This window comes from Janthinobacterium sp. SUN033 (assembly GCF_030397595.1).
Classification (GTDB): domain Bacteria; phylum Pseudomonadota; class Gammaproteobacteria; order Burkholderiales; family Burkholderiaceae_D; genus Janthinobacterium; species Janthinobacterium kumbetense.
In genome coordinates this window covers 785,905-798,686 of sequence record NZ_JAPQNV010000004.1, presented here as the reverse complement: position 1 = coordinate 798,686, position 12,782 = coordinate 785,905, and the positions used below count along the sequence as shown (strand labels likewise).

The window sequence follows — 12,782 nt, the reverse complement described above, 5'->3', positions numbered from 1 at the left end:
TAAGGCATGCCGCCAGCGTTCAATCTGAGCCAGGATCAAACTCTTCAGTTTAATCTCTGTTACTTTGCCGTTTTACCGGCACCATCATTGCTGATGGGTCGCTCACTCAAAAAACTGACAGGCCACTACTTTCGTAGCGCCTATTTCATTATTTCTTGTGAACATTTGATATTTTAAGTATTACAGCAATCCGAAGATCGCTGCTGCACTTACATCAAATGTCCACACTTATCGACTGTTAATTGTTAAAGAACTGTATTCGGCACTGCTTTCGCGCTATCGACAAAGCGTTGTGTTTGTCAGCTGCGAAGAAGGAAGAGTATGAAGCATTTCAGCACAATCGTCAACACCTTCTTTTCTACTACCCAGCCCCGGAAGGCTGTCCCTTTTGTGCCGCAAACCAGTGCGTCTCATTGGGGAGGCGAACTATAGCAAAGCGCCCCGGGAGTAGCAAGGCTTTTCCGGGGTATTTGCGGCCAACTGCTACAATTTCGCCCCCTCAGCGCACATTCGCGTCCATCCATAGAAGATTCACCATGAAACAACAAGCTCAAGGATCAGGCCTGACCCTGAAACGAGCTGGCTTTACCACTGGCTTCGGCGTGCTCGCCGCCACCCTCGGTTCCGCAGTCGGTCTCGGCAATATCTGGAAGTTCCCCTATCTGACGGGTGCCAATGGCGGCGCCGGCTTCCTGCTCATCTATTTACTCGCCACCTTATTAGTAGGGTTGCCCGTGATGATCGCGGAAATCACCCTGGGACGCCGCGCCAAGGTCAACCCGATCTCGACCATGGAACAGCTGGCGCCGAAGGGCAAGCCCTGGTGGCTGGTCGGCGTCATCGGCATGGTGGCCGCCTTCCTGATCGTGGCGTTTTACTCGGAAGTGGTGGGCTGGGTGTTTGCCTATATAGCCAAAGCCATCGACGGTTCCATCCTCAGCAGCGACAAACTGGTGACGGAAGCGGCCTTCGCCTCCCTGATCAGCAATCCTTTGCAATCGCTGTTGTGGCAATGGGGCGTGCTGCTGTTTATCGGCGGCATATTGATGCTGGGCGTGACCAAGGGCATCGAGGCGATTGCCAAGAAACTGATGCCACTGCTGTTCCTGCTGCTGCTCCTGCTGTGCGCGGTCAGCCTGTCGCTCGATAAAGCAGGTGAAGGCCTGGCGTTTCTGTTCCGTCCTGATTTTTCCAAACTGACGGCGTCCGTCGTGCTGACGGCCATGGGCCTGGCCTTCTTTAAATTGTCCGTCGGCATGGGCACGATGATGACGTACGGCAGCTATTTCCGCGATGACCAGAATATCCCCGTCACGACCTTGCGCGTGATGGCGGCCGACCTCGGCGTATCGATGCTGGCCGGCATCGCCATCTTCCCCGCCGTGTTCACGTTTGGCTTCGCCCCCAGCGCGGGACCGTCGCTGGTGTTCATCACGATTCCTGCCGTGTTTTCGCAAATTCCCATGGGGCAAGCCCTGATGGTGGTGTTCTTCATCCTGGCCGCCGTGGCCGCCACGGGCGCGATGCTGTCGCTGATGGAAGTGCCCGTGGTCATTTTCCATGAACGCTTTGGCTGGGCGCGCACCAAGGCCACCGTCGTGACCATGCTGCTGCTGGCCGTGCTCGGTTCCGTGTGCGCCCTCAGTAACAGCACCCTGGCGGACTTCAAGTTATTCGATTTGAATATGTTTGATCTGTTCGACTTTGTCTCGTCGAATATCTTCCTGCCCGTGGGCGGCATCGCGATTGCCTTGTTTACCGGCTGGGCCTGGGGCAAGCAGCATTTCATCGAGGCGATCAGCAATCACGGCCAGTTGCACAATACAACCTTGGCGCATGTGCTGCTATTCCTGCTGCGCTTTGTCTCGCCCGTATTGATCCTGATCGTGATGCTGAAGGGATTAAAGGTCTTTTAATCAGAGTACCCGGGTGTAGGTCTGGCGCACCAGCACCCGGTCGCCGCAATCGAAATGCCACCATTCGCTGTTAATGCCGAAGAAGCCCGCCTGGAACATGGCGTCGCGCAACAATCGGCGATGTGCCACATGCTCCTGCGTAATTTCCCCCTTTTCCAGCAAAACCAGCTCCAGCGCCGGGTGCGAGCGCTCACTCAGGTCGTCAAAGCCTGTGCCCATATCCAATTCCTCTCCGTCGGGCCCGACGATGGTGATGTCGAGCGCCATGCCGAACGAGTGGATCGAACCGCGCGACGGCTCCGCGATATAACCGAGCAACTCCGTACCCTGCAACGCGTCCCACAGTTGCTGCTGCACCCGTTGCGGGCGCAAGGCGTCGAGCACCAATAAATGGTGATCGGGGCGCCGCGCGGCCAGCCACGCCACGGCCCGTTCCAGCGCGGCGGCCGCATCGCGGTGCAGCCAGGCGCAATCGATGGGGCTGTACAAGTCGCGGCCGACGAAATTATCGGGCGTGGCATAGCGCAAGTCGACGGCAATGCCGGCGATGCTGCTCAGGTGGCGAAATTGCGGATCGTTGCCAACCGCTTCCAATTGCAAACTTGCAACAGACATCAGACTCCTCTTTCCAGGCAATTACGCGCCGCCACGCCGATGCTGTCGGCCAGGCGCCGCGCGCCATGCGACAGCGGCGAGTGGCTGGCCGTCAATAAATACAGTTGGATGGGGATAGCTGGCGCCCAGGGACGGCGCTGCAGGCGCTCGGGCGAGCCGGAGGCGGCCGTAAACGGGTCGACCACGGCCATGCCGGCGCCCGCTTCCACCAGGGAACGGGCAATTTGATAGGTTTGCACCACGGTGGAAAACACGGGGTGAATGTCCTGCACTTCGCAGGCGGCCACCACCAGTTCGCCCAGCGGATCGTTGTCGGCATGGCCGATCAGCTCGCCATTCAGGCCATGCGCCGTCAAGGGCGTGCCGCAATCGGCCGCATGCCAGGTGCCGGCGGGCGCGATCACCGTCATGACGCCATGCGCGAGCGGTTCGGCCACGATGCCCGGATGGCGCGGGTCTTGCAGGGACACGGCCAGGTCCGCTTCGCCGAGGCGCAAGGTATTGACGATCTCGCCCGTGTGGTGGGTAGCCAGCTGGCAACGCGTGTGGGGAAAGTCGCGCCGCCACTCCGTCATGGCGAACGGCAAGACGCTGATGGCGATCGTCGGCGTGGACACCAGGCGGATGGTTTCCACCGCATGGCCCTTCAGGCTGGCAGCCAGGCGACGGATGCCCAATAAATCGCGGTTGAGCTTTTCCGTCTCGACAAACAAGCGGTGCGCTTCCGGTTTCGGGTACAGCTTGCCCCGCACGCGCTCGAACAGCGGCATGCCCAGTTGCAATTCGCAATGCTGCAAGACCTTGGTCACGGCCGGCTGCGAGATATGCAGCACCTGGGCGGCGCCGCTGATGGTGCCAACTTGCATGATGGCGTGAAACACTTCGATATGACGCAACCGCATGAGCTATTCCTTTACCTTGCCGTGGCCGCCAGGGCCGTCAATGTTCAGCATATAAGAAAAAGTCATGGGCTGGAACGGTCATGCTACTTTGTTGCAACAGCCGGGGACGGCGTCGTCAGCACTTCCAGCAAGGCCGCCGTTTCGCCATCGGGCGTGCCATCGAACAGCTTGTTGCGGTATTTCATCTGGAAAGCGATCAGCACATTACGCGTCGCTTCGTCGAACACGCCCGTATTCGGCGTCGCATAACCGTGCTGGGCCAGCTTCTTCTGGAACCAGACGGCATCCGGCACTTGCTGCTCAAAAATCAGGCGCTGCGTAGCGACACGGTTGGCGTCCGGCCAGACGATCAAGCCCGCATCGGCCAGCTGGCGCCAAGGGAACAATGGGCCCGGATCCTGCTTGCGCTGGGGGGCGATCTCGTTGTGGCCGAGGATATTTTCCGGCGCGATGTTGTAGCGGGCCTGGATATCTTTCAACAGGGGAATCAGTTCATCGATCTGTGCCTGGGGAAACGGATACCAGAGGCGGCCTTCCGGCGTATCCTTGTAGCCTGGGTTGACGATCTCGATGCCGATCGAGCTGACATTCAACTGTGTATAAGTCTTCCAGTTACTCACACCCGCGTGATTGGCCTGGCGCGATTCGTCGACCAGCACGTAAAACTTCGGCTTGTCCGTGTCCGTCAGCAAGTAATGGCTGCTGACCACTTGTTCCGTCAGGATCTTGATCGAGCGGGGCAGGTCGCTGACCGTGTAATGGATGACGATGAATTTCACGCGCGGGCTCTGGCTGCGCGCCGTCAAACTGTGGTCGAGGTGCGGCGCGGGCGTGGTACAGGCGGAGAGCAGGGCCACCAGCAGGGCGAGGGCGATTTTTTTCATGAAAGATCCATGTTCGGGTTAATAAAATGTTCAGTGCTGGCCTGTGTCTTGGCAGCCGTCTTGACGGCGATCCTGGCCGCCGCTTCATGTGGACGGGCAACTTTCTGTTCCAGCGTCAACGATACAGGCAAAGCGGCGCGCATGGCAGCCGCGATGGCCGGGTGCAACTGCGCCGCGCGGCCCGCCAGCACGACGGGACGCGCACCATGGCGCGCCGTCAGAGCCAGCGCCAGGCGCGCCAATTCCTGTCCCGCGCGCTGCAAGATGTCCAGCGCCAGCGGGTCGGCATCCGCGCTGGCAGCCACGGCCAGCGCCAGGCGGCCGATGGCGCCCCGGTCCTGGCCATACATGAAGGCGCGCGACAGCGACCAGTCGCTGCCACCCAGTTGCGCAAATACGGCCTCGGCCATGGGCGAGCCTTGCCAGCTGCCCGGCGCCTCGTCTTCGCGGCGCCAGATGTGGCGCAAGGCTTCACGCGCGATCCAGTAGCCGCCGCCGCCATCGTCGAGCAGCACGCCGCGCCCGCCTGCGCGGTGAAAGTCGCCGTCCGCATCGATCCAGGCGGCAATCGAGCCCGTGCCAGCGTAGACCAGATAACCTTCGCCGGGTTCAAAACTGTCGCGATAAGCGATATCGATATCGTTGCCCAAGCGCACGTCGCCGGCGTCCAGCGCCAGCAACTCTGCCAGCATGGGCGCCAGCGCCGCATCGTCACCGCCAAAACCCGTCAAGCCCGCCACCACGGCGCGGGGCTGGCCGACAGCCAGCACGGCCTGGCACAGCCGGGTAAACGTGGCGTGCACGGCTGCGCGGCCCGCATCGCTGCTCATTTGCAAGGCAGACAAGCCTTCCACGACGCCGTCGGCCACGATGGCGCCGTCCCCGTTGGCCAGGGCCCAGCGCGTCTGCGTGCCGCCCGCGTCGATGCCCAGCCCGAGCACGGCAGTATCAATATGGGTTGCAGGGGAGAAAATCATGGCATGAGTGTAAAGCCAAGCGGAGCTTGCAGGCATGAAAGCTTGCGCATGTTTCATGCCTGCAGGTTATGGACTACGGATAAACGCTCAGCAACTATTTGGCGGGGGCCGCAAACGGTTCGCGCACGCTGACGCGGGGGCTTTCATTGCCGAGGCGGTCGACGGCGCTGACCACCACCGCATTGACTTTGCCGGTGGCATCGTCGACCAGGGTCAGTTCGCCCTGCACGCCCGTGACCACGGTAAAGCGCCAGTCTTCGCCATAGCGGGCCCAGACGGCGTACTGCGCCACGGGTTTGCCGCCGCCCGCCGCCAATTTGACGTTCAGGCTGGTGGAATCGCGGCGCAAGGCCAGCACGGGCGTGCCGGGCGCTTCCTTGCCCAGCCATGGCGTGGCGGGAATCAGGGCAGGGCTTTGATACACGCTCGCCTTGAGCTGGTCGCTGACACCCTTGCGGTTCTGCATCAGGGGCACCATGCTGAAATGCACCTGGCCATTCGCGCCGGGGCGCGTGCGCGTCACTTCGATCTGCTTGATGATCTCTTGCGGCGTGAAGGACTTGGCGGAATTGTCGATGCGGCTCGTATACAAACCGGGCCACACGTGGCGGCCATACGGGTTTTGCGCCAGCCAGTAGTCGAGCAGCACGCCAAACGCTTGCGGCGCCTGCGCCACGGGCCAGTACAGCTGCGGCGACAGGTAATCGAGCCAGCCCTTGGCCAGCCACAGTTCCGCATCCGCATACAATTTGTCGTACTGGCTGAAACCGACGATGCCGGCAGGGCGGCGGTCGGGACGGCCGATGCCGAACGGGCTGATGCCGAAGCGCACCCAGCTCTTTTCGCGGTGAATGCCTGTATATAACGCTTCGATCAACTGGTTGACGTTCTGGCGGCGCCAGGACGGACGATCCAGCTGACCGCCAGCCAGCAGATATTGCTGCCAGGAAGGCTCATCGGGAAACGGCAGTTCGCGCTTGGCGCCGCCATTGCCCGCGTCCAGCGCGGCCGTTTCCGCACCGGCGCCGGCGCCTGGCGCGTCGATCGGATACGGGTAAAAGTAATCGTCGATGTGTACGCCATCGATATCGTAGCGGCGCACCACGTCGAGCACCACGTCCGTCGTGTGCTTGGAAGCGGCGGCGTCGCCCGGGTCCATCCACAGGTAGCGGCCGTATTGTTTGACGGACGCCGGGTTGGTGGACGCGAAACTGTCGCGCGCCAGCGGCGACTTGGCCGTCGCGTGACGGGCCCGGTACGGATTGAACCAGGCGTGCAATTCCAGGCCGCGCGCATGCGCCTGCGCCACCCAGAAGGCCAGCGGGTCATACATGGGCAATGGCGGCTGGCCTTGCTTGCCGGTCAGGTATTCCGACCATGGCTCCAGCTGCGACGGGTAAATGGTGTCGGCGCTGGGCCGCACTTGCAGCACAATCGCGTTCAAATTCAAGGACTTGGCGCGGTCGAGGATGGCCAGTGCTTCCGCTTGCTGCTTGGCGACCGGCAAATTGCTGCGGCTGGGCCAGTCGATATTCGCCACGGTTGACACCCAGGCGGCGCGGAACTCGCGCGGCGCCGGCGGCGGCACTTCGCCCGTGATGTGCTGCACGGGCGGCACGGCCGGCAAACCCGCTTCACCCGGCGTCACTGCGGAAGGCAGCTTGGTGCTGGTACAGCTGCTGAGCAATGTGGCGGTGGCCAACGCGGCCAATACGCCGGCGCTGGCGCCCAGGCGTTTTTTAAAAGTAGACAACAAAACAATTCCTTGCAGTGGTGGAGCGCAGGTCTATCGGTGGGGCATTTTACTGTGCGCCCGCCATCCTTGCGGGCGCACGGTTCAAAAGAATCAGGCCTCGGCCTTCTTGCCGAATTCGGGATCGATCTTGACCAGCGCGGCCATGATGAAGGCGGGAATCGTGGCGATGCACACCCAGATGAAGAAGTGCTGGTAGCCGAGCATTTGCTGTATCCAGCCGCTGGCCATGCCCGGCAGCATCATGCCCAGGGCCATGAACCCCGTGCAAATGGCGTAATGGGCCGTTTTATGCGCGCCATCGGAGACCATGATCATGTACAGCATGTAGGACGCAAAACCGAAGCCATAGCCAAATTGCTCCAACGCAATACCGCCGGCGATCACATAAATGCTGCTGGGCAAGGCCGTGGCCAGGTAAACGAAGACCAGGTCGGGCAAGTGGACGGACAGCACCATGATCCACAGGCAGCGTTTCAAGCCGAAGCGGGAAATGATGAATCCGCCCAGCAAGCCGCCCAGAGTCAGGGCGATGACGCCGATGGTGCCGTAGACGAGGCCCACCTGTTCCGTGCTGAGGCCCAGGCCGCCCTTGGCGACGGGGTCGAGCAGGAAGGGTGCGGCCAGCTTCAACAGTTGCGCTTCGCCCAGGCGGAACAGCAGCAAAAAGCCCAGGATGACGAGAATATCCTTCTTCTTGAAGAAGGAGGCAAAGGTGGCGACGAACTCTTGCAGAGGAGAAATACCGGCGCCCTGGATGCTGGGCCGGTCATCCTTCGGTTTCGGCAGGACAAAATAGTGGTATAGGAAGAGGGCGATGAACAGGCCCGCCAAAATCGCAAACACGACGGACCAGGCCAGCTGCACATTGCCCGTCGCATGCGTCAGATAGCCGGCCAGGTACACGAGGCCGCCCTGGCCGGCGATCATGGCCAGGCGGTAAAACGTGCTGCGCACGCCGACGAAGGCCGCCTGCTGGTGCTCTTCCAGCCCCAGCATATAAAAGCCGTCGGCGGCAATATCATGCGTGGCAGAACTGAAAGCCATCAGCCAGAAGATGGCCAGGCTGATCTGGAAAAAGTGGGGTAGGGACGTCGTCAGGGCCACCAGCGCCAGCGCGGCGCCGATCACCAGCTGCAAGCCGACGATCCAGAAGCGCTTGGTGCGGTACATATCGATGAAAGGCGACCACAGGGGCTTGATAACCCAGGGCAAGTACAACCAGCTCGTATACAGCGCGATATCCGTATTGGAAAAGCCGTAGTTCTTGTACATGATCACGGACAGTGTCATGACAACAACATAGGGGATGCCCTGGCCAAAATACAGGGAAGGGATCCACAGCCATGGCTTATTTGACGGCTTATTCGCGCGCGCCGGGGCGGTTTGTTTCACAAGCTCCATACATCCTTCTTTGTCTCCCAGACAGAAGAATGCCGCGCCATCGGATCACGCCGCCAGTGCCGCCCGCACACTGCCGTCCGCGCCGGCCAACAATGCCTGTGCCTGGTTTGTGTTGATTTTTTTGATCAAGGCAACAATCGCCACCTTGACGTGATAGTGGCATTGCTCCAGCACGGTCCTGGCCTGCACTTCGCTGGCGCCTGTGGCGTGCATGGTCAGACGCACCGCCCGCCAGATCAGCTTGGCGTTGGTCGGCTTCAAGTCTACCATCAAGTTTCCGTAAGTTTTGTGCAAACCGACCATCAGGGCGCTGGAAATCGTGTTCAAGGTGATTTTTTGCGCCGTGCCCGCTTTCAGGCGCGTGCTGCCGGAAATGACTTCCGTGCCTGTGTCGAGCACGATGCCGCATTGCGCCTCGTGCGCCACGGGGGTGTCCACATTGTTGGCGATGCCGATGGTCAAGGCGCCCGCCTTGCGCGCGGCCAGCAGCGCGCCCAGCACATACGGCGTGGCGCCGGACGCGGCCAGCAGGATCACCACGTCATTGCTCTGCGGCTGCAGGGCCAGCAAGTCCGCCTCACCTTGCTGTAAATCATCTTCCGCCCCTTCGACGGCCGTGAACATGGCGCCCGCGCCACCGGCCAGGATGGCGACGGCCCGCTCGGGCGGCCAGGAAAACGTGGGATTGAGTTCAACGCTGTCGAGCACGCCCAGGCGTCCCGACGTGCCCGCGCCCACGTACAGCAGGCGTCCGCCGGCCGCGATGCGGGGCAGGGCAGCCGTGATGGCGGCAGCGATGCCGGGCGACGCCAGCCGCACGGCTTCGACGGCCCAGAACTGGTCGTCGACCAGCGCCGCCACCAGTTGCTCCACCGGATACAGGTCCAGGTCCGGATGCCGCCGGCTCGGGGTTTCAGTTTTCAACATGATTTCAGAACATGGTTGACCGTGAAACCAGTTTAATACCAACGAGCGGGATCAACCATGAAAGGATGGCGGGCGGGCATAACGGGAGTTTATGGCCAGTGCAACCAGGCGTACTTCGCTACGGCGGCAAACCAGTTGCTGAATTTGTTCATTCAGTGGCCCAGAGGCAAGTTTCAGACCCGTTTATGTCTATACTTCAGTTCGACGCCAACATCCACGACACGCCCCATGATCGCTCGCCAATTGCTGTTCCTGTTTAGCGCCCTCGGCGCCATCAACGGCATTTTCCTGGCCGTCTATTTTTTCAGCCGCCGGCCACGCTGCCTCGCCGACTGCATGCTGGGGGCATTGCTGCTTGCCGTCGGGGTGCGCACCGCCAAGTCCGCTTTCCTCTACTTCAATCCTGCGATCGCCATCGAATTCCGCCAGCTGGGCCTGTCGGCCTGCCTGCTGATCGGTCCCCTGACCTATCTCTATGTACGCGCCTTCATCGCCGGGCTGGCGCAACGGCCTGCCGGACAAGCATGGCGCTGGCATCTGGGCTTGTCCTTCCTGCTGATCGGCATTGGCGTTGCCTTTCCGTATTCCGCGTATCGTGCTGTATGGAACCAGTCGAGCCATGCCATTCATGTGTTTTGGCTATGCTACCTGCTGGCAACCGCCAGGCTGCTGTGGCAAAGCCGCCGTGCATGGTGGAACGAGGGACAGCGGATGGCGACCAGCAGCGTGCTCCTGCTGAGCGTCTTTGCAGGCAGTTGTCTCATGCTGGCGGCCTACGCAAGCACGCCGTTCACGTCCTATATTGTCGGCGCCTTGTCGTTCACCTTCTCGCTGCATGTGGCGGTGATGGTCTTTCTGCTGAGAAAGGAAATCCTGGCGCCTGCCGACCCGCAGCAAAAGTACCGGAATAGCCGCCTGACGCACGAAGATACGCTTGCCGTGCTCGCCGCGCTGGAACAACAGATGAGCGGGCAGAAATCCTATCTGAATCCGAACCTGACCCTGGCCCAACTCGCCAAGCGGGCGGGATGCACGCAGGCGCAGGTGTCGCAGGTATTGAATGACAAGCTGGGCAAGAGCTTCACTACCTACGTCAACGAATACCGTATCGCCGAAGCGAAACAGGTATTGAGCGACGAACCGCAATGGAACATGGATAGCGTCGCCGAGCGCTGCGGGTTCAATTCCAGTTCCACCTTCTACTCGACCTTCAAGAAAGTGGCTGGCCAGACTCCCGCCAGCTTCCGGGCCCAATCCAGCCAGGCGGCCAGGGCCATTTCCGCGTAAAACCACTCCGGAATCGCCATTCCGGAGTCTGAAATCGCGTTTGGCGACATCCATTACCCTGCACTTCGATAAATTATCGAGCACCAGCGATCTGAAATAGTCGTTGCTCCGATAAACGCAGTTCTACATGCAGGGTACATCCATGATTCAGTTTTTATTGCGAACGATACTCGCCTGTTGCTTGTTAAGCATCACCGCCGTGGGCTCTGCCGCAACCGCGGACCAGGACGAAAATGCCATCCGGGAAACCGTGCGCTTGTATATGCATGGCACCAGCTTTAACGTGCAGAGCGAGATCAACCAGGCCTTTTATGCCAATGCCCGCCTTTACCTGGACGGCAAAAACGATGCGGAATGGGAGTTGAGCGGTCCGGAATACGCCAAACTCTTTTCCCAAGAGAAAATTGGGCAATTCAATGGGCGCCACGGGCGGCTGATCAAGGTGGATGTGAGCGGCAAGGTGGCCACCGCCAAGGCCGAGATCCACATTCCCCAGCAAGGGGTGCGCTATGTGGATGTCTTTCTGTTGAAAAAGATCGCTGGCAACTGGAAGATCATCAGCAAGTCGGCAGATCGCGAGCCGGCAGCCCCGCGCCAGGCACGCAAGGTGCTGCTGGTGGTGTCGAATGTGCATCAATATCCCGGCACAAAGGTTAACGCTGGCAATAATTTTCCCGAGATCGCGTATACCTATGATGTCTTTCGCAAAGCAGGGTATACCGTCGACTTCGTCAGTCCCGAGGGGGGCGCCATTCCCCTGGAAATGATCGTCACGTCGGACGAGCTGCTCAAGAAACATCTGTACGACAGTGATTTCATGTGGGCGCTGGCCCATACCAAGCCCGTCGCCGAGGTCAGGGCAGACGACTATGCGGGCATGGCTTTCGTCGGCGGCGGCGCGGCCATCGTCGGCATCCCGGACAACAAGCCGCTGCAGGACATCGCCTTGCGTATCTACGAACAACAGGGCGGGGTGATTGCGGCCATCTGCCATGGCACCGAGGGCATCAAGAATCTGAAGCTGCGTGACGGTACTTTCCTGATCCAGGGCAAGGTGCTCACCTCGTTCCCCGATGCGTTTCTCAACAAGGAATCGCCGGTATACAAGGCCTACCCCTTTTCGGCAGAAGCCAGCATCAAGGGCCATGGCGGCATATTCAGGCACGGCGCCAACGGCAAGAGCCACGTCGAGGTCGACGGCCGGCTGGTGACGGGCATGAGCTGGGAATCGTCCGTCGGCGTGGCGGAATCCATGATCCGCCTGATCGAGCAGTAGATTTACGGAGCGCGGCGCATTTCCGCCACAAAATCGTAATGATCGCTGCGGCAATACGAATGCGTGAGTTCCACCGCTTCGCCCGACTCCAGGTAGGCGATGCGCGTGATGAACAGCACGGCCTGGCCATCGGGGATGCCCAGCTGCTTGGCCAGCACGTCCGTCGCATTCATGGCGCGGATGTGCTGCAAGGCGCGCACGGGGGCCTTCTTGATGCTGCTCAAGTATTCATACAGCGAGTCGCCCATGGTATCCGGGTCCGGCACCACGCTGAACGGCAGCACGCTCACTTCATACGCCATCACGACGTCGTCGGCCAGGCGCAAGCGCTCCAGGCGCGCCACTTTCGTGTTCTGCGCCAGGCCCAGGCTCAGCTGTTCATCGCTGCTGGCGATGACGACTTCGCGCTTGAGCCAGCGCGAACCGGGGCGGTAGCCGCGCTGCTGCAGTTGCTCGGAAAAGCTCGACAGGTTCGACAGCGGCTGCTCGATGCGCGGGGCAATATAGTTGCCCGAACCACGGCGGCGCACGACGAGGCCTTGCTCGACGAGCTGGTCGATGGCCTTGCGGGCAGTCACGCGCGATACGTCAAGCAGTTCGGACAGGGTACGTTCGGATGGCAGGGCCTGGTCTACCTGGTAGCGGCCGTTGCGTACGTCATCGCTCAGCTTGCGGGCGATCTGCATATATAAAGGCGAATTGTCATTTAAATCGACCTTGAGTTCTACGCTGGTCTGGCTCATACAGTTCTCCTTGTCCTCCTAGTGTAATAGCGATGGCGCCTGCGCGTAGCCCGTCCACCCATGAATAAATGGAAAATGACCATAAATAACGGTTATAC

At 60.7% G+C, this 12,782-nt stretch carries 11 protein-coding genes; 3 read left to right on the top strand and 8 right to left on the bottom strand.

Going from position 1 to position 12,782, the window contains the following annotated elements:
• The first annotated feature begins 536 nt into the window (after positions 1-536).
• Positions 537-1,916 (top strand): sodium-dependent transporter, encoded by a 1,380-nt coding sequence (locus tag OX460_RS20730; RefSeq protein ID WP_289899767.1) that lies wholly within the window; start codon positions 537-539, stop codon positions 1,914-1,916.
• Here OX460_RS20730 and OX460_RS20725 read toward each other — a convergent pair whose 3' ends face one another.
• The 7 genes from OX460_RS20725 to OX460_RS20695 form a co-directional block, all read right to left on the bottom strand.
• Positions 1,917-2,531: a M15 family metallopeptidase gene (locus tag OX460_RS20725; RefSeq protein WP_289899766.1), complete on the bottom strand. Its 615-nt coding sequence runs from the start codon at positions 2,529-2,531 to the stop codon at positions 1,917-1,919.
• Complete coding sequence (locus OX460_RS20720; protein WP_289899765.1) at positions 2,531-3,433, bottom strand: LysR substrate-binding domain-containing protein; 903 nt, start codon at positions 3,431-3,433, stop codon at positions 2,531-2,533. Before OX460_RS20720 ends, OX460_RS20725 begins: the two co-directional genes overlap by 1 nt.
• Positions 3,434-3,516: 83 nt before the next feature.
• Positions 3,517-4,317: an N-acetylmuramoyl-L-alanine amidase gene (locus OX460_RS20715; protein ID WP_289899764.1), complete on the bottom strand. Its 801-nt coding sequence runs from the start codon at positions 4,315-4,317 to the stop codon at positions 3,517-3,519.
• Positions 4,314-5,294, bottom strand: a complete 981-nt coding sequence (locus OX460_RS20710; RefSeq protein WP_289899763.1) for a BadF/BadG/BcrA/BcrD ATPase family protein — start codon at positions 5,292-5,294, stop codon at positions 4,314-4,316. Before OX460_RS20710 ends, OX460_RS20715 begins: the two co-directional genes overlap by 4 nt.
• Before the next feature lie 94 nt (positions 5,295-5,388).
• The gene (locus tag OX460_RS20705) at positions 5,389-7,050 is read right to left on the bottom strand and encodes a family 10 glycosylhydrolase (protein WP_289899762.1); all 1,662 of its coding nucleotides are present in this window, start codon (positions 7,048-7,050) and stop codon (positions 5,389-5,391) included.
• A gap of 90 nt (positions 7,051-7,140) precedes the next feature.
• Complete coding sequence (locus OX460_RS20700; RefSeq protein ID WP_289899761.1) at positions 7,141-8,451, bottom strand: MFS transporter; 1,311 nt, start codon at positions 8,449-8,451, stop codon at positions 7,141-7,143.
• A gap of 45 nt (positions 8,452-8,496) precedes the next feature.
• Positions 8,497-9,378 carry an N-acetylmuramic acid 6-phosphate etherase gene (locus tag OX460_RS20695; protein ID WP_289899760.1) on the bottom strand — a complete coding sequence of 294 codons (882 nt, stop codon included), beginning with the start codon at positions 9,376-9,378 and terminating at the stop codon, positions 8,497-8,499.
• A 228-nt stretch (positions 9,379-9,606) separates the two neighbouring features.
• On the opposite strand from OX460_RS20695, the gene OX460_RS20690 reads away from it, so the two are divergent.
• Both OX460_RS20690 and OX460_RS20685 read left to right on the top strand, forming a co-directional pair.
• Entirely contained in the window at positions 9,607-10,665 is a 1,059-nt protein-coding gene (locus OX460_RS20690) for a helix-turn-helix transcriptional regulator (RefSeq protein ID WP_289899759.1), read from the top strand.
• 142 nt (positions 10,666-10,807) lie between these two features.
• Positions 10,808-11,941 carry a nuclear transport factor 2 family protein gene (locus tag OX460_RS20685; RefSeq protein ID WP_289899758.1) on the top strand — a complete coding sequence of 378 codons (1,134 nt, stop codon included), beginning with the start codon at positions 10,808-10,810 and terminating at the stop codon, positions 11,939-11,941.
• A 2-nt stretch (positions 11,942-11,943) separates the two neighbouring features.
• Here the strand turns inward: OX460_RS20685 and OX460_RS20680 are convergent, their stop codons facing one another.
• Positions 11,944-12,684 carry a GntR family transcriptional regulator gene (locus OX460_RS20680; RefSeq protein ID WP_077398269.1) on the bottom strand — a complete coding sequence of 247 codons (741 nt, stop codon included), beginning with the start codon at positions 12,682-12,684 and terminating at the stop codon, positions 11,944-11,946.
• Positions 12,685-12,782 lie beyond the last annotated feature (98 nt).